The 21,260-nt window shown below is 40.8% G+C and carries 21 protein-coding genes and 1 pseudogene; 10 read left to right on the top strand and 12 right to left on the bottom strand.

Translation table 11 applies throughout. From position 1 onward, the window contains the following. Positions 1–36: 36 nt before the first annotated feature. Both H6G97_RS06425 and H6G97_RS06420 read right to left on the bottom strand, forming a co-directional pair. A complete protein-coding gene (locus tag H6G97_RS06425; RefSeq protein ID WP_190939847.1) occupies positions 37–1,452 on the bottom strand; it encodes an IctB family putative bicarbonate transporter in 1,416 nt (471 codons plus the stop codon). Between the two features lie 363 nt (positions 1,453–1,815). Beyond that, positions 1,816–3,369 carry a GAF domain-containing sensor histidine kinase gene (locus H6G97_RS06420; RefSeq protein WP_190939846.1) on the bottom strand — a complete coding sequence of 518 codons (1,554 nt, stop codon included), beginning with the start codon at positions 3,367–3,369 and terminating at the stop codon, positions 1,816–1,818. 737 nt (positions 3,370–4,106) lie between these two features. Here H6G97_RS06420 and H6G97_RS06415 point away from each other — a divergent pair. From H6G97_RS06415 to H6G97_RS06395, 5 genes are all read left to right on the top strand, one after another. Further along, entirely contained in the window at positions 4,107–5,300 is a 1,194-nt protein-coding gene (locus tag H6G97_RS06415; protein WP_190939845.1) for a DegT/DnrJ/EryC1/StrS family aminotransferase, read from the top strand. Positions 5,301–5,395: 95 nt separating this feature from the next. Next, the gene (crtB, locus tag H6G97_RS06410; protein ID WP_190939844.1) at positions 5,396–6,289 is read left to right on the top strand and encodes a cyanoexosortase B; all 894 of its coding nucleotides are present in this window, start codon (positions 5,396–5,398) and stop codon (positions 6,287–6,289) included. 142 nt (positions 6,290–6,431) lie between these two features. Further along, positions 6,432–7,154 (top strand): cyanoexosortase B system-associated protein, encoded by a 723-nt coding sequence (locus H6G97_RS06405; protein ID WP_190939843.1) that lies wholly within the window; start codon positions 6,432–6,434, stop codon positions 7,152–7,154. Positions 7,155–7,386: 232 nt separating this feature from the next. Further along, positions 7,387–8,745 carry a polysaccharide biosynthesis/export family protein gene (locus tag H6G97_RS06400; RefSeq protein ID WP_190939842.1) on the top strand — a complete coding sequence of 453 codons (1,359 nt, stop codon included), beginning with the start codon at positions 7,387–7,389 and terminating at the stop codon, positions 8,743–8,745. A gap of 293 nt (positions 8,746–9,038) precedes the next feature. Then, entirely contained in the window at positions 9,039–11,219 is a 2,181-nt protein-coding gene (locus tag H6G97_RS06395) for a GumC family protein (protein ID WP_190939841.1), read from the top strand. A 106-nt stretch (positions 11,220–11,325) separates the two neighbouring features. Here H6G97_RS06395 and H6G97_RS06390 read toward each other — a convergent pair whose 3' ends face one another. From H6G97_RS06390 to H6G97_RS54695, 3 genes are all read right to left on the bottom strand, one after another. Further along, the gene (locus tag H6G97_RS06390; RefSeq protein ID WP_190939840.1) at positions 11,326–11,997 is read right to left on the bottom strand and encodes a rhomboid family intramembrane serine protease; all 672 of its coding nucleotides are present in this window, start codon (positions 11,995–11,997) and stop codon (positions 11,326–11,328) included. A 122-nt stretch (positions 11,998–12,119) separates the two neighbouring features. Next, a complete protein-coding gene (locus tag H6G97_RS06385; RefSeq protein WP_190939839.1) occupies positions 12,120–12,839 on the bottom strand; it encodes a rhomboid family intramembrane serine protease in 720 nt (239 codons plus the stop codon). Positions 12,840–12,972: 133 nt separating this feature from the next. After that, positions 12,973–13,113 (bottom strand): MEKHLA domain-containing protein, encoded by a 141-nt coding sequence (locus H6G97_RS54695; RefSeq protein WP_190939922.1) that lies wholly within the window; start codon positions 13,111–13,113, stop codon positions 12,973–12,975. An 83-nt stretch (positions 13,114–13,196) separates the two neighbouring features. Between H6G97_RS54695 and H6G97_RS06375 the strand changes: the two are divergent. Beyond that, a pseudogene (locus tag H6G97_RS06375) lies at positions 13,197–13,817 on the top strand (tetratricopeptide repeat protein). Between the two features lie 159 nt (positions 13,818–13,976). On the opposite strand, the gene H6G97_RS06370 reads toward H6G97_RS06375, so the two are convergent. The 5 genes from H6G97_RS06370 to uvrB all read right to left on the bottom strand — a co-directional run bounded on the left by H6G97_RS06370 (position 13,977) and on the right by uvrB (position 17,848). Next, the gene (locus tag H6G97_RS06370; RefSeq protein ID WP_190939838.1) at positions 13,977–14,327 is read right to left on the bottom strand and encodes a hypothetical protein; all 351 of its coding nucleotides are present in this window, start codon (positions 14,325–14,327) and stop codon (positions 13,977–13,979) included. A 155-nt stretch (positions 14,328–14,482) separates the two neighbouring features. Then, positions 14,483–14,704, bottom strand: coding sequence for a YgiT-type zinc finger protein (locus H6G97_RS06365; RefSeq protein ID WP_190939921.1), 222 nt, complete (start codon positions 14,702–14,704; stop codon positions 14,483–14,485). Beyond that, positions 14,697–15,026: a DUF4258 domain-containing protein gene (locus H6G97_RS06360; RefSeq protein WP_190939837.1), complete on the bottom strand. Its 330-nt coding sequence runs from the start codon at positions 15,024–15,026 to the stop codon at positions 14,697–14,699. The genes H6G97_RS06365 and H6G97_RS06360 overlap by 8 nt, the downstream gene beginning before the upstream one ends. 229 nt (positions 15,027–15,255) lie before the next feature. Beyond that, positions 15,256–15,840, bottom strand: coding sequence for a Uma2 family endonuclease (locus tag H6G97_RS06355; RefSeq protein ID WP_190939836.1), 585 nt, complete (start codon positions 15,838–15,840; stop codon positions 15,256–15,258). A gap of 10 nt (positions 15,841–15,850) precedes the next feature. After that, complete coding sequence (gene uvrB / locus H6G97_RS06350) at positions 15,851–17,848, bottom strand: excinuclease ABC subunit UvrB (RefSeq protein ID WP_100900624.1); 1,998 nt, start codon at positions 17,846–17,848, stop codon at positions 15,851–15,853. A gap of 253 nt (positions 17,849–18,101) precedes the next feature. On the opposite strand from uvrB, the gene H6G97_RS06345 reads away from it, so the two are divergent. The 3 genes from H6G97_RS06345 to H6G97_RS06335 all read left to right on the top strand — a co-directional run bounded on the left by H6G97_RS06345 (position 18,102) and on the right by H6G97_RS06335 (position 20,198). Further along, entirely contained in the window at positions 18,102–18,566 is a 465-nt protein-coding gene (locus H6G97_RS06345; protein WP_190939835.1) for a hypothetical protein, read from the top strand. Between the two features lie 351 nt (positions 18,567–18,917). Beyond that, the gene (locus tag H6G97_RS06340) at positions 18,918–19,100 is read left to right on the top strand and encodes a CsbD family protein (RefSeq protein WP_099103871.1); all 183 of its coding nucleotides are present in this window, start codon (positions 18,918–18,920) and stop codon (positions 19,098–19,100) included. A gap of 459 nt (positions 19,101–19,559) precedes the next feature. Then, a complete protein-coding gene (locus tag H6G97_RS06335; RefSeq protein ID WP_190939834.1) occupies positions 19,560–20,198 on the top strand; it encodes a histidine phosphatase family protein in 639 nt (212 codons plus the stop codon). On the opposite strand, the gene H6G97_RS06330 is transcribed toward H6G97_RS06335, so the two are convergent. Together H6G97_RS06330 and H6G97_RS06325 are read right to left on the bottom strand one after the other, a co-directional pair. Then, on the bottom strand, positions 20,159–20,362 hold the full coding sequence (locus H6G97_RS06330) for a hypothetical protein (RefSeq protein ID WP_190939932.1): 204 nt from the start codon (positions 20,360–20,362) through the stop codon (positions 20,159–20,161). The genes H6G97_RS06335 and H6G97_RS06330 overlap by 40 nt on opposite strands. Next, positions 20,359–20,631: a hypothetical protein gene (locus H6G97_RS06325; protein ID WP_190939833.1), complete on the bottom strand. Its 273-nt coding sequence runs from the start codon at positions 20,629–20,631 to the stop codon at positions 20,359–20,361. Before H6G97_RS06325 ends, H6G97_RS06330 begins: the two co-directional genes overlap by 4 nt. Positions 20,632–20,968: 337 nt before the next feature. On the opposite strand from H6G97_RS06325, the gene H6G97_RS06320 reads away from it, so the two are divergent. Then, positions 20,969–21,118 (top strand): hypothetical protein, encoded by a 150-nt coding sequence (locus H6G97_RS06320; protein WP_190939832.1) that lies wholly within the window; start codon positions 20,969–20,971, stop codon positions 21,116–21,118. Positions 21,119–21,260: the final 142 nt, after the last annotated feature.

Raw genomic sequence — 21,260 nt, 5'->3', positions numbered from 1 at the left:
GTTGTTTAGTAGAAAACAACTGACAACTCATTCATATTAATTTACTGCTGGTTCTGAACTAGATGATGTCTGGTTTTGAGTTAAAGGTGTCCAGTAGCTGGCAATTAAGCCAACGATGAGCCACCAGAGGGTATTGACTTCAGGACGATACCAAACAGTATCTACGGTTCCGTGAGCTAGCATACCTAACAAAATAGCGATCGCTCCAATTAACCAAAATCCGTCTATACTTTTCAATTGTCGCAATCGCCGCATTTGCAAAAATGCCGTATTAAAGGTGACAATTATTAGCCAAAGAAAGCAGGCCAAACCAACAAAGCCAGTTTCCACAGTCACTTCCAATAAGATCGAATAAGCGCTCAAAGCAGTGTAACGAGGTCGTTGGTAGAGGGGATAAACTCTATTAAAAGAGTTGTGACCAGGGCCAATGCCGAAAATTGGGCGATCGCGAATCATCTCAAATACAGCATCCCACACATTTCGGCGAAAATTGTTACTGCTATCTTTACGGTCAGCAAAAATACTGAATACTCGTTCGCGCAATATGGGTACAAATACCACTGCTAGCACCAATACCCCAATTAAACCTCCTAAGACAATCGGCAGTGACCAAGTACGCCAAAAACGAGGCATTTCCACGCTTTTCCAATAAACCAGCAATGCCATCACAGCCAAAACTGCTACCACTAGTCCAATCCAACCGCCACGGCTAAAAGTCAGGATCAGGCAGGCAGTATTGACAATTAGCATTGTTAGTGCGAGAGCTTTTTTGAGCCAACTTTGCCATGCAAAAATTGCCACTAAGCTAAAAATTACTGCTGGTAGGAGGTATCCAGCCAATAAGTTGGGATTGCCTAAATAACTGTAGACTCTTGTAGTCTTAGATAGAGGAGATTCTGGATCAACCCAAGTTGCTAGTGCTGTGGCTCCAAAAAACCATTGCCGCAACCCATATACACTGACGATTAACGATATGTGCAGATAAAGGGTGATAATCCAAGATCGGAGACGAGGCGACCTTAATACCCTGGCACAAAGGGCAAATAGTAGCAAATACAATGTCAAAGTGCCCAAGTCATTAAGTGCCGCCTTTTTCACAGGTGATAATGCTGTTGCAATTGCGGCAACTCCCCAGTAAACCAATACCAGTAGGTGAATGGGAGTGACTGAAGAGACATTTGTTGGTGTTACTTCATCAGATAAAGTCAACAACAGCCAAAACCCTACACAAGCCACCAGCAACAAACCCACCAATGTGCTTGAAGCAAAAGGTGCAAGAGCATATATTAAGCTAAGTAAACCAGCTGCTATCGCATCTCCCCATTGGAACAAGATGCTGGTTTGCCGCCAAGAACTTAACAGTCCCACCAGAGAGCGGTGTACATAACTGGTAGCAAGATATTCTTTGAGCGGTAAAGATGATAAAGTAAATCGTTGCCAGACTAAATTCATAAAAAACATTGTGATCAATAAGCCTGCCGACGCAGAACTTGGAATTGATCATAATCCCTATGGCTATAAAAAGGTAATAAGGGAGATTGCACATCTCGTAATAGCGTTCTTATTCCTAGCCATCAGTCACTATCTTTAATTTGAAACCACTTTAGTCAATATGAAGTTAAGATAGTCCTTCATCTACTTAGTACAACTTTAGATAAAATCGTGGTGAATTGAGGGTTGAATTTAAACGTAGATGCGCTTGGCTTTCCCGCAGCGCAGAGGCAAGTGCCAAGGTACGCAGAGAATTCGCTACAAATTAATCAAATATAGATAAAGAATACGTCTTTTCCAATCCCCAATCCTCAATTGCCATGACTAGATATCGCTAACTGCCTGCGAGGAAGTCGCTATTTGCAGTGGTAAAGACAGCACATAACGATATCCTGATTCTGGTGAACCTTGAATCAAAATATTCCCATTATGCAATTCTGCCAGTTGACAACTTAGTAATAGACCTAAGCTTTCACGAGAAAGACTTCCATGTGATTTAGCTAAATTTATACCCGAACTAGCAGGAAAGAAATTTGAGTCAGAATCACTCAAGTTTTGGGAATTATCCACTGCCACTGATGAAGTAGCTGGTTGCTGATGGCTTTCTGCATGAGTGTTATAACTCGCTACTTCACCTGTCAACTCTAACAGTGATAAAGAATTGAGGCGGAAGTAGGGGTCAACTTCAGTTATGCCGTCCCCTAGCCAAGGATGGGAAACCCAAATAGTAATATTGAGCGTATCTTCTTTGTAAGAAACATGAATGCGAACAATGCTACCTGTTGCGGAAAGTTGAATCACACTGAAAACCAGGTGATAGAGGATTTGCCGCACCTTGTCTTTATCTAAAGGCCAAATGCGATTGCGTCCTGGCTCTATAGAAAGGCGAATATCTTGCTCGCGGCGATTAGCCACTTCTTCTAGGGTATTGATAGCTTGTTGGCATAGCATTTCAATATCCACAGGAGCTAGATTTAGCACAGTTGAGTTGTCATCCATAGCTCCTAATTCGGTAATTTCGTTTACTAAAGAAAGTAAGTACCGACCACTATGTTGGATAATTTCCAAATATTCTCTCTGCTTTGTTGTCAAAGGCCCATAAATCTCACGTCCTAAAACGCTAGCCATACCAAGTACAGATGTTAATGGTGTACGTAACTCCTGAGTTAGTTGACCCAAAAGTTCTAGTTTCAGTTGCTTGGTAGAAACAGAGTCGCTATCTTCGGTGCGTGCGGTGATTTTAATCTCAGTGTTACGTTCGTCATTGAGTGAAAATATAGGAGTGCTTTTGGGAGTGTTTAATTCGAGTTTGCCTTGCAAGAGTCGGTTACGTTCAAACTCACTCATACTCCAACGAGCGATGATTTGTAAAAACTCAATGTCTCGGGTTGTAAAATTGCGCGGCACTAAATCCATCACTGCCAATGCACCCAAACAATGACCCTCAGCATCAATCAGTGGCGCTCCTAAGTAAGCACGAATACCATAATCCTGCACCAACTTGCTGCTAGCAAGCACTGGGTCTGTTAGCTTATGTGTATCGTTAATTACAAATATTTGTAAGCTCTCTACTACCTGCGTGCAAAATGATTCCCGGCGTGACAGTTGGCGGCTTTGTGCCAAATAATTCATTAGTCCCAGCCTAGATAAGCCCACGGCCGACTTGAACCAGTGGCGTTCATGATCCACAAATCCCAATATGGAAATTGGTGCTTCCAAAAAGTGGGCAGCAGTCTGTGTGGCTTCTTCAAAAACTGGAATCGTTTCTGGTTGCCGCAAACCTAAATCTGACAAAGCTTTGAGGCGTTGTTGTTCTCTTGATTCATGAGAATCCAAACCATCCTTTACGGCAAATAATTTGTTTTCAGGCTCTATCATTGCCACTGCTACCTTAATAATTTATCGATTTTATAATTGATACAAGTCCTATTTCTAGGTTATCAATTGCTATTTTTAAGCATTCCCTAATTTTGCCTCTGACAAACAAATTTGGGGCAAAAATTTTTTATCCCTCTCGTTAAGCCGACGATGTGGTGTATGCTACTTACTAATTACTGGTGCTGAAAGTTCTCGGTTTAGCACTGATGTAGTCTTTATTGCTTAAAATCTTGTAATCAGACTGCGTTATATTTTGATTTAGCTAGGGTAAGCTAATGCTAGGAAGGGAATAGAAAGGCGGTGTCATTCTTTATATATATAAAGGTTTTTTACTTTAATATAAAGTAAATTTACTTAAAAAAAACGACATATTGCTGTAATGATATGTACCTATTTTTACTGTTAAAATCTAGCACCCAGAAATAATAATCCCAGTAAAGGACGAGGTAAATAGATCAACATATCTCTATGGGGAAGCAAGCGACAAAATTAGGGAAAAGCTTAGTTGATAAGCCTTTTAAATTTTGAGACAAGTTGGAATGGAGGCTTGGCATAAGTCTGATGGCAACTTTGGGCGATGAAATGAATATGCATGATTTTGAATGACCCATAGTCTACTAAATAGTTTATCTAAGTCTCTATCCAATAGATTCAATCTATGATAATTTCACGCCCAAAATCGTGCAGCCTATTCTATTTTTTGCATCCGAGGAAATATTTTGTAAGGACAATTGGTAATGAATAAAATGACTGTTAGAGTTCCTTTTGTAGACCTGAAGTTACAACATGAACCAATTCAAACACAATTACAAGACGCAATCCAATCTGTGTTGGAACGGGGAGATTTTATTTTAGGGCAAGCACTCTCAGATTTTGAAGCAGCATTTGCGGCAGTGTCTGGAGCTGATTATGGAGTTGGTGTTGCATCAGGAACAGATGCGATCGCTCTGGGGTTGCAAGCGTGTAATATTGGTACTGGCGATGAAGTGATTTTACCAGCAAACACCTTTATCGCCACCTTGATTGGGGTACAACGTGCTGGCGCGAAGCCAATTCTGGTAGATTGCGATCGCCAAACAGCTTTAATTGACTTAAGAGAAGCAGCAAAGGCAATTACGCCTCAGACTAAAGCAATTATTCCTGTCCATCTCTATGGTCAGATGGTATCACCACATGAACTATTGAACTTTGCCAATACCTACAAACTACTAATTTTTGAAGATGCCGCCCAAGCACATCTCGCCCAAAGAGACGGATATCTTGCTGGTTCAGTAGGAATAGCAGCAGCTTTTAGTTTCTATCCCAGCAAAAATTTGGGAGCATTTGGGGATGGGGGAATATTGTTGACGCGAGATTCAGATGTTGCTCAGAAAATGGGGCGTTTGCGAAATTACGGTGCGTCACAAAAGTATTTTCATACTGAACCAGGTACAAATAGCCGTTTGGATACTTTACAAGCAGCCATCTTGCACCAAAAACTACCACACTTACCACAGTGGAACCGCGATCGTTTGACTATTGCCAAGCAGTATGATAAAGAATTAGCACCCTTAGCCACATCTGGGATTATCCCGATAAAAAACCAAAGTGATACAGGACATGTTTATCATCTTTATGTGATTCGAGTTGATGATTCTTGCTCAATAGAACGCCAGCAACTTCAGGAAAAACTCACAGCAGCGGGAATTCAAACTGGCATTCACTACCCAATTCCTTGTCATCTCCAGCCAGCATTCACCAACTTAGGCTATCAACCGGGAGATTTCCCCCAAGCAGAGAAGTTGTCAAAGCAAATATTATCATTACCGATGTATCCTGGTTTAAGCAGTAGCCAAGTTAAAGAAGTTGTAGCTGCGATCGCTAATGCAGTCTCAACAATTTCTCAACCAAATGAACCGTCCCCTGCTGACCTTAGCAGCGTGGTAGCCTGAAGTTAAGTCATACCTAAAGTACGTCTCAAATTAGACATTTTTTCTTTATTAATGACCAATGATTAATGACCTAACTTTTTGAATTACTGAAAATCATGGTACTCCAGCAACAGATTAAAAACAGAAACGCATCAGGCTTATTAAATCTAGCTATTTTAGGCGTTTTGCTGCTGCTTTATGCTCCGATATTGCTACATTGGTTGGATGGTTGGCTGCACAAAAATATCAGTACAGAACACGAATATTTTAGCCACGGAATTATTGGTTTACCATTTGCTGCTTATCTAAGCTGGATGAACCGAAAAAAGTGGAAACGTTTACCAGATACCATCAATCCTTTGGGCGCTGTTTTCTTGTTATTAGGGGCAGTTTTTTATCTTAGCGGTGTTACAGAATGGGTTAACCTTTCCTTGCCCGTTATATTGGTAGGATTATGCTTATGGTTTAAGGGAATATCAGGTTTGCGATCACAAGGATTTCCCCTGCTACTAGTATTTTTGGCAACCCCAACAGCATTACCTTACCTTATTGCTCCCTATACCTTGCCTCTGCAAAGCTTCATTGCTGGCACAGCAGGCTTCATACTGAATCAATTTGGTATGGAAGTAACCGTAGATGAAATAAATCTTTACGTGGGAGGAAGAATTGTAGAAGTTGCCCCCTATTGTGCAGGGCTAAAAATGTTGTTTACAACTCTCTACGTTGGCTTGATGCTGCTTTATTGGACAGATGCTTTGTCTTCACGCCGCACAGTTATATCCTTTTTATCTCTTGCTGCAATCGTTAGTATTATTGCCAATATCATTCGTAATACTTTACTAACTTTCTTTCATGGCACGGGTCAAGAAGCGGCTTTTAAATGGCTACATGACGGGTGGGGTGGTGATGTCTACTCTGCTTGTATGCTGGTTTCATTAGTACCCTTACTGAATGGGATTAATAGCTATTTCTCAGCATCTCTAGAGACTGAGCAAGAAGGAGAAAGTTAGAATCATTGGGCATGGGGCATGGTTATTTTCCTTGTCCCCCTGTCTTCATTTTTCAACACTTATACGTAAGTCATAAATATTACTGAATTCAAAATGTTCTTTTATAAAGTAAAATTTTGCCTAAGTATTGCAAATTTTACTGATGATTTTCTTCTCCAAATTTTTTAAGGAAAACCAATTGAGTCAGGTAGCAGCACTTTTGTTATTGCTATTACTGTTGGCAATGGCAGGGGTTCCCGGATACCTGACAGGACGCTGGCAATGGAAACAGCCGCCACCTGTTACTAACCTCAAAGAGTTAAAAGAGATTCGCAAGACTGGGTTAACTGTTCCTGGTTGGCAAAACATTGAACAAACAGAACAGCAAATTGGTGAACATAAATGGTCTTTGCAGGTAATTAAAAAAGAAGGTTCACAATCCCAGGCAATCCTGCTTTTGCTGCCACAAAATGGGCCTATGGATCAACCAGAGGTAGAGTGGACAGACGTTAACAGCTGGGGAAGGTCGCGCTGGGGGAAATGGGATGTAGCTCAATCTCGTTCTGCTGAATTTACTGTAAAACCGCCTGCAAAGTCGGCTTCTAATGTCCCAACTAAAGTAGAAGCTAGGTTCTTTCGTGCCTCCACACCCCAGCAAACCTTCGCTGTCTTGCAATGGTACGCTACGCCAGATGGCGGAACTCCATCACCTTTTCGCTGGTTTTTAGCGGATCAATTGACCCAGTGGCGTAAGCAACGCACTCCTTGGGTGAGCGTGAGCATCCTGATTCCAATGGAACCTTTGGGACAGGTAGAAACATCTTGGTCTTTAGCCCAGTCTATTGGAGAAACAGTGCAAGCTGCATTGATGGCAGGCCCATTGTAAAGTTTGTGATTGATGCCTTTGTGCAGAGATTCATCAACAGTATTTCTGTAAATTGTGTTCACGCTGAAACTTAGCAAAAATATGTTGACAATATGAAGTTAAAATTTAAATTTAGTAAAATTCTTTTGTTTTCCTTGGTAAATGCTTGCAGACAAAAGAAACATATAGGACATTTTTAGAGTAAAATAACCACTCGGCGCGACTAATTTTTGTATCAGTATTTTCTGCACCGATGTTCATAGATCCCAGTTCTTATATGCGTGGATTCAGCGCCCTGTGTTTTGTCAGTCTACAAGTAGGAGTTTTCTTAACAACACCTATCCAACTTGTTGTTGCCCAGCCTTTTTTACCTCAAGGACAATCACCAAATCAACCCCCCTCACCTGTGCCTGGCACTGAGGTTGTACCTCTAGGTGCAAATGAGGAAGTTTCCCCTCAACTCAGTCGTTACCTCTTGGGGCCAGGAGATGCAGTTGGGGTTGTACTTCAGCGTCCCCCTGGGCCATACCGCTTAGGAATAGGAGATGGGATTAGCGTTTCGGTTCAGCGCTTTCCAGATTTGAGCTTTCAAGCTTCCATCAATCCAGAAGGTAATATTATAGTGCCGTTACTGGGAACGGTGTCATTACAAGGTTTAACTTTGCAAGAAGCTCAAGAAAAAATTCGCTTGGCTTTAAATCGTTATGTGGTTGATCCAGTAATAGTTTTAGCCTTAGTAACACAACGTCAAGACCTGAGTTTTCAAGCTGTAATTAGTCCAGAAGGCAACATCGTCGTGCCGCAAGTGGGAACGGTGTCATTACAAGGTTTAACTTTGGAAGAAGCTCAAGAAAAAATTCGCTTAGGTTTGAGTCGCTTTTTCCCAGATCCAATCGTAGTAGTATCCTTAGCAGGGACGCGACCAGTTCAAGTTACTGTAAGTGGGGAAATATTTAGACCAGGAATTTATCCAATTAATTCAGCAACACCCCGTGTTGCTGATGCCCTGCTAATATCCGGTGGTTCAACTTTGAATGCAGACCTGCGGCAGGTGCAGGTACGCCGGAAGTTAATTGATGGTTCCGTGATTTCACAAACTATTGATTTGTATGCAGCACTGCAAAATGGTGGTTCAATCCCTAATCTACGCTTACAAGATGGAGATGCGATACTCATACCTCGTCGCGAAGTCGGTAATGATGACGGTTATGACCGCAACTTGGTAGCACGTTCATCTTTGGCTACACCACAGATTAGAGTCCGGATTTTAAACTACGCTGCGGGAGGTCTTTCTATTCAAGCACTACCTAACGGCAGTACATTTGTAGATGCTTTGGGAGGAGTTAATCTAGACACTGCTAACCTCCGAGATATCGCTTTGGTTCGCTTTGATCCTGAACGAGGTCAAGCTATTACCCAAAAACTTGATGCTAAAAAAGCTCTAGGTGGTGATGCCTCTCAAAATGTCGCACTTCAAGATAATGATGTTATTGTTGTTGGTCGGAACCTCATTGGTAGAATTACTAATTTCCTAACTACCATTACCCAGCCTTTCTTCAATGTTCAATCCTTTCTCCGGTTTTTTGACAACTTCGGTGGCAGGTCAGATTAGTGACTTTAAAAGAAGGCTACAATCTTTAAATAGTTGGGAGTGGAGGTAGCCACATCTCTAACTCCGTTTTGAATTCGTTAATGTAAAAATATTAAAGATAGAAATCTGTATATAGAGTAGGAAGTTGATAGCGTTTTTATATCAAAGCCACTACCTTTAGTTTGGTGCTTCCTAATTTTGAATTTTGTTAGCGCGGCGTAACCTTTGGCATGGCTTCTCTACGAGAGGCTGCGCGAACGCTTAGAGCGAGTCCGCAAACGTGATTTTAAATTTTTAATTGGAGTGAAGCGACCATGACCCCACCAATTGTTAAGCGCTATCTTATTGCTTTCGATAAGTATAAGTGGATTGGACTAGCTAGTTTTGCTTTAGTTGTCGCCGGGTCAACTGTGGTAGCTATGCAACCAGAGCCACCTACTAGCTACATAACATCTGCCGCACTAACTTATAGCGGGCCACCAGTGTCGTTCTCTGCAACTGGTAGTGAAATTCAACAGCAAGGGAAGGAACTGAATGAGGAAGTTTTACTGTCAAATCAGATAATTGCATCAGTGGCAGAAAAAGTCGGTGTCAAACCACAAAATCTCGGTACTGCTGTCGCCCTTTCTCTTCCTAAAAAAAATCCCAGGACTGGAGAATTGGAATCAAGTATCTTGGAATTGAAATATGTAGATACTGATGCCAAACGAGGTATACAGGTATTGACAGAATTGATGCAAGCAATGATCAAGTTGAGCAGTGATATTAATACTGGGCGATTACAAGCAATTATTGAAAAGATTAACGATCGCACACCACAAGCTAAACGAGAATTGCAAATTGCTGAAAAGAAGTTGGAAAAGTATGATCGCATAGAGCGAACAGCAATATTGGCAGCAGAGAATGGCAGCTTGTTAAACGGCATTACTGGCAGCCAGAATCTACAACGGCAACTTCAGTTAACTATTTCTGGGGTTGATGGTCAAATTCGCAGTTTACAAAATAAGTTAGGCTTAACAGTCGGAGAGGCTTATATTTCTTCTGCCTTGAGTGCCGATCCAATTATAGGTAACTTGCGATCGCAAATTTATCAAAGTGAGTCGCAAATTGCTGTACTCAGAAAAGATTTGCGACCGGAACACCCAACAATGGTTGAGTTGATGCGTCAAAAACAAGCTGCTGAGGAATTGCTACAACAGCGGGCTGCTGAGGTGTTAGGTGGTGATGGCACGGCGGCTCCACTTCAGGGTAGCGTTGCAGGTATTCGTACCCAAAGTAGCTTAGATCCCGCACGCCAGCAATTGGCAAACCAAATGGTGGCTTTGCAAACCCAACAGGAGACGCTGCAACAACAACTAGCTCAAGAAATCCGACAAGAAGCGCGGCTACGGCAAGAGTATTCTCTGATACCCAATAAGCAATTAGAGCGATCGCGTTTAGAACAAGAGGTTGCACTTAAAAAAGCCATTTATGACCAAATGCAGGTGAAGCTAACTGATGCTAAAACCGCAGAGGCAGAAACTACCAGCAGCCTTAGCATTGCCAGACGCCCCACAGTGGCTGTCGATGTTAAACCTCCTAAGAGTGTGCCTATTACCCTTGCTGTCGGTAGTTTTTTAGGTGTGGTGATTGGTGGCGGGGTGATATTTTTGTTGGGAGCGTTGGAAGGAACTTTCAAAACCAGGGAAGATATCGGCCAGACCCTCAAGCAACGGGAAGTGGCACTGTTGGGAGAATTGCCTTTAATGCCAATTGATGATTTACCTCAAGGAGCAGTGCCGGTCTTACTTTCTGCGGATTCTCCTTATTTAGAATTTTATGAGAAATTCCGTAGTAATCTGCGCCGAATTGGTGGTAAAGCCTTAAAGGTGGTCTTGATTGCTAGCACCAGCAGTTCAGAGGGTAAAACGACAAGTGCATATAACTTGGGCATAGCTTCTGCACGGGCTGGTAAAAGAACCTTGATTATCGAAACAGATTTGCGATCGCCTTCTGGTTGTACATCCCTGAATGTAATTCCTGACCCTGAAGCCAGTATTGAACCCCTACGTTATTACGCTAACTTGAGTGAATGTATTCGTTTAGTCCCTGATGTAGAAAATTTATACATTCTTCCCAGTCCTGGCCCTGTGCGGCAATCTGCTGCCATTCTTGAATCCAGCGAAATGCGGCGGTTGATGGAAGATGTGCGCCAACGTTTTGATTTAGTCATTTTAGATACTAGCCCTCTCAGCATATCCAACGATCCTTTGTTAATTCAACCCTACAGCGATGGAATCGTACTAGTAACGCGACCGCATTATACACAAGAGAATATGCTAGGTGAGGCTATTGATCAGTTGGTTGAATCTGAACTAGGGTTATTGGGAGGAATTATTAATGGTGCTGATATCATAGTTTCTGTGCCTGAACAAGTTACCCAATCATCAACATTTACATCTACATCTAGGGTAGAAGAATCAGAAGAACTTTCAGCTCGTGCTAGCAAAAACTAATAATTGCCAAATCGCAAACTGTCTGGTATACAAGGTTAGCACAGAGGATACGCAGAGAATTGAAAGATAGCAATTGTTTCGCTACAAGTTTTTCTAAATTCCGTACTTAGTCACGTCTAAACAACCCAAATAAGGGAGCAAGAATTACCCCAAAAACAAAACCACCGATGTGGGCCCAGTAGGCAACTCCACCAGTTTGCACAGTCATATTAGCGGCTGTTTGTAGGGTAGCAAGACCGGATATGACATTTTGCACAACAAAAAGTCCAATTATTACTAGTGCTGGAACTCTGATTGTAGTGATAAAAAACCCTAAAAATATTAAGGTCATGACTTTAGCGTGAGGAAAGCGGATAATGTACGCTCCCAAAACTCCAGAAATTGCACCACTTGCCCCCAAGGAAGGAATCTCAGAATTCATCCCAATAAACCATTGACACAAGGCAGCTAAAGCGCCACACGCCAAATAAAAAATCAGATATTTGGCATGACCCAATCGATCTTCAATATTGTTGCCAAAAACCCAGAGAAATACCATATTCGAGATTAAGTGCCACCAACCGCCGTGTAAGAATTGCGACGTAAATAGAGTTATCCACTCTCCACTCAAATTGGTGGTTAACTCTTGAGGTACTACCGCATACTGGCTTAAAAACTGACTCAATTGTGCATTTGACAGGCTTACCTCATGAATAAAAACTAGAGTATTCATGCCAATTAACCCGTAGGTGAAATACGGGGTGATTCGCGCCGGATTTTCATCGTAGAGGGGAAACACAGGTGTTTTTCCTAAATTATTGACTAACTGCAATATAGCTTGTAAGGCTAGCAGTTGCGAAGGTTAGGCGATTTCACCTATTAAATCAAGCAGTATAATTGAGGTTAAAGTAGCATTAAAAATTACTTATACCAAGATTCTTCCAGGGATTTATCGCTAAATAAACCTAAGAGTGGGCCGAGAATTGCCCCGAAAATAAACCCGCCTGCATGGGCCCAGTACGCAATACCGCCACTTTCCATACCAATATTGGTGCGTGCTTCTAGACTAGTAAGCCCGTAGAAAGCTTGTTCGAGAAACCAGAATCCTAAAAAGAAATATGCCGGGACACGGAAAGTTGGGAAGAAAAATCCTAAAGGTACAACGCCAAGAACTTCAGCGTTGGGAAAGCGGAGAATGTATGCACCCATAACACCTGCGATCGCACCACTTGCACCCAAAGAAGGAATGCTAGAATCTTGAGCGAAGAACCACTGAGTCAAGGATGCCAAAACACCACAAGATAAATAAAACAGTAAATATTTGGCGTGACCTAACTTATCTTCAACGTTGTTACCAAAAATCCAGAGAAACAGCATATTACCTGCTAAGTGCAAGAAACCACCGTGCAAAAATTGTGAAGTAATCAAAGTTGCCCACTCTGGCACTGGTTGATGTAAAGAGATACCACCAAAGCTTAAAGTTAGTTCTCGTGGAACTACAGCCGCAAGGTGCAAAAATCCATTTAATGCTTGTGGGGGAAGATTTGCTTCATAAAGAAAAGCGAGGACGTTGGCAGCAATCAGCCCATAAGTAACATAAGGCGTGATTGTTGTCGGATTATTATCTCTAATGGGAACCACGGGCGTTTTTTCCTGAATTTTAAAACAGTAGTATCACAATACTGAATTCTATAAGTGGTTTCTTCTACCCCGTGGATGGATCTCGCTTTCACTAAGTAATTAATTAGTATTTATATTATGTATGAGCTAATGCTCATGTAATAAACGTACACTTAGAGAAAACTGCTGCCTGACCGCACAATCTATTTTGCTCATCTAAGAGATTCCAGAGGATGCCATCTTGGATCTCAAAACCTTTACCACTGCTGGTGAGCCGCACACCAGAAAAATTGATAAAACTTGACTCATTTTAGGGGTTGACTAGTTCTCCCTAAGCCTGAAAATATTCGATTTAAAGCATATTAGCTAGGCAAACTCATGTTTTTTTCAAATTCTCTGGAAAATCAACTCCAGCGTTGGAACGAAACCATTCGCAATCAGCCGAAAAATCCTAATGCTTACATTCGCCGAGGCATGGTTAAGTTTCAACTAGCTAAGATTGATGAATCTATTCAAGATTTTGACATAGCAGAACAATTGGATGCCCGTATGAAACCCTACCTTTGGCAACGGGGATTATCGTATTATTATGCAGAAAGATTTGCTGAGGGCGCTGAACAATTTGAAATAGATTTGACTGTGAATGCTCAAGATGTAGAAGAAACAGTGTGGCGATATCTCTGTATAGCTCGTTCGTTAAATGTTGAAGAGGCACGTAATTCTTTACTAACTGTGAAAAATGACCCTCGATGCATCATGCAGCGCGTATATGATTTGTATTCGGGAAATTGTACCCCAGATGATGTTTTAACTGCTGGTCAATCAGAAGGGATAAAGGGAAATTTTTACAGCCATCTTTACTTGTGATTATATTACGAAGTGGAGAATAATGTTGATTTGGCTCAGGAATATATAGTTAAAGCTGCTGATAATTACAAGATTGATGATTATATGTGGTACTTGGCGCAGGTACATAAAATGCTGCGAGGATGGTCTTGATTTTCTCAATAGTAAATATAAATAGATTAAGCATTGAGGTTATTTTTCTCGTTCAATCTTTGGTCAATTTCACTAATGAAGCTTTCTACTTTAGAGATAATATCATCAACCATCATGTCATCAATAATAATCTCTTTGCCCTCTTTTGTCTTTCCATTTCTATGTACTAAATCGTGCCTTATTGATATAGCTTTTTGAATAGCATTTCATAAACTCTTCCCCATACCAACCGCCTGTACCAGATAGATTAATATTCATTCCGTTTTCATGAATGAACCCTGTGACTTGCCCGATAGTTCCTGGCTCACGAAACAAAGCGATCGCAGCATTAATATGGACACGAGTGATGTTATCAGGTCTGGCTTCTTCACCTGAGTATTTAAAATCTTCTTTGGGGCAAACAACAATAACAGCAAGCAGCCGCTTCCTGAAACGAGTGATTGCATCTCTCATCATCTCGCCACCGTAGGAAACACCAGGATCACATACCGGAACTAAGTTGATCTGCATAATCCAATATAACTGTGCAACCTAACTATTTATTATACGGGAACGTCTTAGTATAAAAATAAGCGATTCAGCCAAATGAAGAGTGAAAAACTTTCTAGTTTCGGTAGCTTCGATTTCAAACTCCACTTATCGGTACAAATCGGCATCTTCAATAATTATGCTGCATAGTTGTAGACAGGAACTTCAGTAAAATGATCCGGCTGTTGCCCACTGAGGATAATTTGCTGTAAATGCTCTACAGTTGATGGAGAAAAAAATTGTTCTCCTGTTTCTTCATTCACGCGAGCAGGTACGTTCTCAATCATGAATATCTGTCCATTTAGCTCTAAGGTGTAAATTACCTTTTTTTCAACTAGCGTTTCTTGCTCATCAATCATTGCCACGATTTCTCCTTTGTGTAAAGTTTTCATTCCATTTCTGTGGGTCAGGTTGATACAGAGTAATAATTTTGACTAATGGACGAGAGGGATAGCTACATTGAACATGAATGGGTCTTTGCGCTTGGGTCAAACCACTAATGAGACAGCTTGGGCCGTACTTATCATTTGGATAGTCTTCAATAACCTGTCCATTAGCAATTACCTCTCTGATTTCTTGAACCTGAACTTGTCGCAAGATAGATTGATCAACGGCGTGCTTGGAAAACTCAAATTTTTCATCAGCAACTTTCTGACGGATTTCTTTAATAAGTGAGGTCATATAACTATTTTTTCACATCCGTCTGGCTCAGGGTATATGTCATCCTCCATGTAGACTCTTATTTGCTACGCATCTGTTACTTCGATTTCAAACTGCACTTGGCGATACTAATATGCGTAGGCATAACCCATCGTAGACGTTGCTATTTTCACATCCATCGAATTGCTACCCTAACCAAGCACTAATGCTCTAGCATTTTATCTCGTAGATGCTTTTTGGCGATCGCCTCCTAGATTTTTCGCAATAATTCCCGAATAGCGATCGCACAATCAGGGAAAGCTAAAGGTGAAATTGTCACATCCTCTGCAAGTATGCTCTCACTGTGATATCCGTCTGGACTAGGGAGACGATACATATACAACTTGCGTCCATTAACATCTAAAATCCAGTACTCAATAATACCTGACTTTGAGTATGCGTTCGCCCTTGGCGTTGGCGAAGCCATCGCTTTTACTTCTCGATCATATTTGAGACTGGAATCAGCTATTTCAATCAGTAAAAACACTTCGGAAGCATTGGGATGATGATCCTCATAATCTAATGGATTCAGCTTCACCACTGAAATATCTGGTTCTGGTTCCGAATAATCATCAAGTTGCACTGGTGACTGAATTCTTAATAAAACTTTGTCACCCAAACGTTGACGTAACAACCTTTCTGTGCGGGTAATTGCTGATTCGTGAGCAGTACCTTTTGCTGACATTCTGATGATTTGTCCCGCGATTAATTCTAAGCGTTCCTCAGGATGAAAAATCCCCGTTTCCGCCATTTTGTGATATTCTCGAACACTAATTAGGCGAATATTGGTCAGCATAAAATTCACGTTAACGTCCTAGCATTTTATCCCGCAGATGTTTAATGCGATCGCGCAATTTTGCCGCTTCTTCAAATTCCAGTTTCTTCGCTGCTTCTTTCATCTGCGCTTCTAACAGAGTAATCAACCCTGGAATCTGTTCTAATGGCAGTTCATCTATATGTTCATCTACAACTTTCAAGTCAGTTGCATTTAACCGCCGAGAGACATCTAAAAATGCCAAAATCGCATTACTTGATTTTTTGACAATTGGTTGCGGTGTAATCCCATGCAGTCGATTATGTGCTGTTTGGATACCGCGCCGCCTATCTGTTTCATCAATAGCTTTAATCATGCTACCTGTCATATTATCGGCATACAAAATTGCCTGTCCCTGGATGTGACGCGCGGCTCTACCAATAGTTTGAATTAAGGAACGCTCGGTTCTCAAGAAACCTTCTTTATCTGCATCCATAATTGCTACTAAGGAAACTTCAGGTAAATCCAAGCCTTCCCGCAGCAAATTCACACCAACTAATACATCAAATTTCCCCTCGCGCAAGTTCTGCAAAATTTCAATGCGCTCAATAGAAGTAATCTCGGAATGTAAATACCTTACCCTTATACCGTGGTCTTGCAAATATTCTGTTAAATCTTCCGCCATCCGCTTAGTTAATGTCGTAATTAACACTCGTTCATGGCGATCGGCTCTATCTTTAATTTCTCCCAACAAATCATCAATTTGTCCTTCTGTAGGACGCACAGAAATTTCTGGATCAACTACCCCAGTTGGTCGAATCACTTGCTCAACTACATGGTCTTCAGAAACTTCTATTTCCCAATTTCCCGGAGTTGCTGAAACGAAAATACACTGATTCACCTTTTCCCAGAATTCCTCAGCTTTCAAAGGACGGTTATCAGCAGCGCTAGGAAGGCGAAATCCATGTTCAATTAAAACTTTTTTTCTAGCTTGATCGCCGTTATACATCCCACGAATTTGTGGCACTGTAACGTGAGATTCATCGATAATTAGTAGCCAATCTTTGGGAAAATAATCAATTAAACATTCTGGGGATTCTCCAGCTTGTCTTCCTGCTAAGTGACGGGAATAGTTCTCAACGCCGTTGCAGTAACCTACTTCGCGCAGCATTTCTAGGTCATAGCGTGTACGTTGATCTATGCGTTGCGCTTCTAATAGTTTCCCAGCTTGTTCTAAGTCTAGTTTTTGCTGTTTTAATTCGGCTGCGATGTCATTACAAGCTACTTCTAACCGTTCTTCTGGGGTGACAAAGTGGCGTGCAGGATAAACATTCACTGCTTCCAAACTCTTGAGAATTTCCCCTGTCACCGGATCAATGTAGCGAATCGCGTCAATTTCATCACCAAAGAATTCTACACGAATAATTCGGTCTTCATAAGCTGGGCCAATTTCTAAGACATCACCACGGACGCGAAATTTTCCTCGGCCCATTTCTATGTCGTTGCGGCTATATTGAACGTTGGCCAAATCCCGTAAAATTTGGCGTTGATTCACTTCCATACCTATCTGAAGGGGGATGGCAGCCTTCAGATATTCTGCTGGCATTCCTAAACCGTAGATGCAACTAATGGAAGCAACGACAATGACATCACGGCGTTCAAAAAGCGATCGCGTCGCTGAATGCCGCAACATATCTATTTCATCATTAATCGCTGCCGTTTTTTCAATATAAGTATCGGTAACAGGAATATACGCTTCTGGCTGATAATAATCGTAGTAGCTGACAAAATACTCAACTGCGTTGTTGGGAAAGAAATCTCGCAACTCGTTACAAAGCTGGGCAGCCAAGGTTTTATTATGCGCCAGAACTAAAGTAGGCTTGCCAATTTTCTCAATAACTGCTGCTACCGAAAATGTCTTACCAGTTCCAGTAGCTCCTAGTAAAGTTTGGTAACGATTACCTGCTTGGATACTAGCAGTAAGTTGTGCGATCGCTTGTGGTTGATCGCCTGTCGGACTAAAGGGAGCTTGAAGACAAAATTCTGTCATACAGTTTTGCTGGAAATACCCTATCTCATGGTGACGATTCCGCCCTGTATCCATTCTAGCTGGCTTATTAGAGCATATAAATAGTAATAAATTTTTACAAAACTTCTTAATTCCAATTTACTTATGTATCAGTTTTAAAGATTCTTATATCTATATGAGGTTGTTTAAGGTTAAACTCTAAAGTATATGGGAAAAAATTTCATCTTTCCTTAATTATTGTAAAATTCAATTAACAAACCAGAGGTTTTCATTTATGACTAATAGCAACACTGGCAAAGCAACCAGTTCTCGGCAAAAGTATACCAAGTCTTCAAGAGAAGCTAGAGAGGAAGTTGAAAATCAAGAAGACCAGAGCTTGAATGCTGATAAAGTCGATGAAGTTAATGAACTGCCAGTGGGAGCTTCTGGAACACTCGCCATTTCTGCAATTCGTCCTATAGGGGCTAGCGACTTAGAAGTTGCTGAACACCTCTCAATTGCTGGGGTGCGTCCCGTTAGCACCAGTAGCTTAGAAGTAGTTGAAACCTATAATTCAATGGGCATTCGTCCAATTGGTGCTAATACATTCCAAGTTGTTGAAAGTATCAATCTCTCTGGGGTTCGTCCAATTGGCTCAAGTTTATTGGTAATTGATGAAAGCTATTCCACCTTCGGTAATCGTCCAATAGCATCAAATGAGGTTGACAACTCTGAAAGTCTGATGGGTTTTCTAGATTAGACAAATAAGATATCCCTATAATTTTATTAACCCAGTTTCTCTATGGAACTGGGTTTTTTTAGTTAAAGAGTCAAAAGTGGAGGTTACGATATTTCCACTTGTTCTATGCCTTTGAGCATAGGTAACTAAACTGTTATTGCTTTAATTTACATTCAGCTAACAGCCAAAACGCTTACTACAATTACTATTCTTGATTCTTGATTTTTAATTTTTAATTTTTAATTATTTAATATGTCTTGTGGTGGAAGGCTTTAGCAAAAACTTTAAGCTACTGTGTAAAGGTAATCACAAAAGATTTCAAAGTTAGTTTATAGCTTTGAAATGAATTTTTTATTGAATCAGGAGTACAAAATGAGCATAGAAGATCGCGCAAAGGCAGCTGCTAAAAATGTTGAAGGTAAAGCGCAAGAAGCGTTAGGAAATGTGACTGGAGATCCAGAAGATAAAGCGAAAGGTAAAGCAAAACAAGCTGAAAGCGAAGTACGTCACGGAATTGAAGACGTAAAAGATAATGTTAAGAAAAACATTGACTAACAATTCATAGTTTTTTGCAAAAAGTTTAGGGATATAAATGGGATGGATTCCATTTTTGCAGAAAAATGTGAGTTGCTTGAAAACCAAGCTAAACTTTTGTGGTATTACCTGAGCAAAGGGTACACAATAGAGTATCAGCTTGATTGGCAAAATTTTTGTAGAGAGTAGAGACGTAATTAATTACGTCTCTACACTTTCCAATAATTTTTAAAGCTTAAATAATTTACCTATATTATATAGTTAGTGCTTTTTCAAGCTGGTTTTGAGGGTTTATTCTAAGCATTAAAGTCTTTAATACGAACTTATTGAAGTATACAATTTAAACTCATAATTTAAAAGATCGATCTGAATATTTTTCCAAATATCGTGAAATTGTAGTAGTATAGTACGGGTATTAACAATCTTCAGCTACATCTGATTGTTAGCCCTCTTAAATTTACAATCAATGAGAATATACTGGTGAGCCTAACTCTTTATTTTCTCCGTCACGGACAAACAGAATGCAGCCGCAATAATTCCTTTTGCGGTTCCATAGACTCAGAGCTTACCCCAGAAGGCTTGGAGATGGCAAAGGCTTTTGCTGACGCATATAGTTCTATGGATTGGACAGCAATATTTTGTAGTCCAATGCGGCGAACTGTATTGACAGCAAAACCTTTATGTGAAGCAATCAAGATAGAACCACAACTCAGAGATGGTTTAAAGGAAATCAACTATGGTATGTGGGAAGGAAGAACGCCAGAAGTAATTAGCCGTGAATATCACGATGATTACATTCGCTGGTCAGCAGATCCGGCTTGGAATGCTCCAACTGGCGGAGAAATGGCTGTGACAATTGCTTCTCGTGCTTTGCAGGTAATTGAAGAAATCAAGCAAAATTATAGTAGTGGTAATGTTTTAGTTGTTGCACACAAGGCAACTATCAGAATTATTTTATGTAGTGTACTGGGGATTGATGTAGGACGCTTCCGTTTTCGTTTGGGATGCCCTGTTGCTTCAGTCAGTATTGTAGAATTTTCCTCACATGGGCCGTTGTTAAAGGCTTTAGCAGACCGTACTCATTTGGATGAGCAGTTGCGAAATTTACCGGGGACATGAGGGGAGTTAGCCGCGCGGATTTCATTGAGGGTGAGTTGTAAAAGAGATTTTTTGCCCTTACCATAATCTGTTTTGCCGACTTTCTTTTGCCAAAGTGCATCAAAACTTGCTTCTAAATCAAGAGCAACATCCAGAATAACATTGCTGTTTAAGAGGACTTTCACAGATTATGTTTCTCCTTTAAAGCTTCCCATCTGGCTTGGTCTGGGTCAAAATCAGAAGGTGTAGGTTGTGTTTTTTCAAACCAGCCTTGCAAAGCTTTGATTTTTGTTTGTCTCTTCGGCTTTTCTGGCTGTGGCTCAGGAGAAGTTTCCAAGGATGGAACTGGCTGCAAAATAATCACTTCCACTTTTCCAGGAGCAATATTTAGAGGTTCGTCAATAATTAAATGACCTGATTCGTCAATTGTGGCGTTGAGCTTGTAGGCTTGCATACTTTTGCTCCTTTTTGTTTCTAGGATAGAATACTGCGTAAATTAAGTACTAGTTGGGTTTCGTCCCTCAACCCAACCTACATTCTATTTACCAGAATCGATATCTCCTGGATAATTACCTAGACAGAATTTATTAGTTCTTGAATCAACGATCGCAGTTATAAATGAATGTCTTGTCGTCACCAACATTACAACATTAAGGCTTAACGCTATAACATTAAGGCTTAATGCTATAACCTTAAGGCTTAACGTTACAACATTAATCACCAGCATCATAATATTAAGGCTTAAAGTTACGACATTAAGCCTTAAGGTTACAACTTTTTGACAAAAGCTTATGCGATCGCTCTTTAGGGTAGTGCGCTCTGTGCGATCGCAAGCAATGCTTAAACAAAACTTATTTGAGAAGCTGCGAGATCCCCGACTTCTTCAAGAAGTCGGGGATCTGAATCAACCTAGCCTATCTTGCGCTGTCCAAATGGCTTGAAACTATCGCTAGTGAGTAAAGTACTGTAAAGATGGATAATTTACGTTGTCTTTATTGAGGGGTATGGACAATCAGAGTAACTACTAAGCCATCCCAGGCATTGTGTGACCTCAACACTTACACTCTGTTTTTATAGCTAATT

The organism is Nostoc flagelliforme FACHB-838, assembly GCF_014698065.1.
Lineage (GTDB): Bacteria > Cyanobacteriota > Cyanobacteriia > Cyanobacteriales > Nostocaceae > Nostoc > Nostoc flagelliforme_B.
The sequence above is the reverse complement of the archived record's forward strand: the minus strand, read 5'-3'. Positions and strand labels throughout refer to the sequence as shown.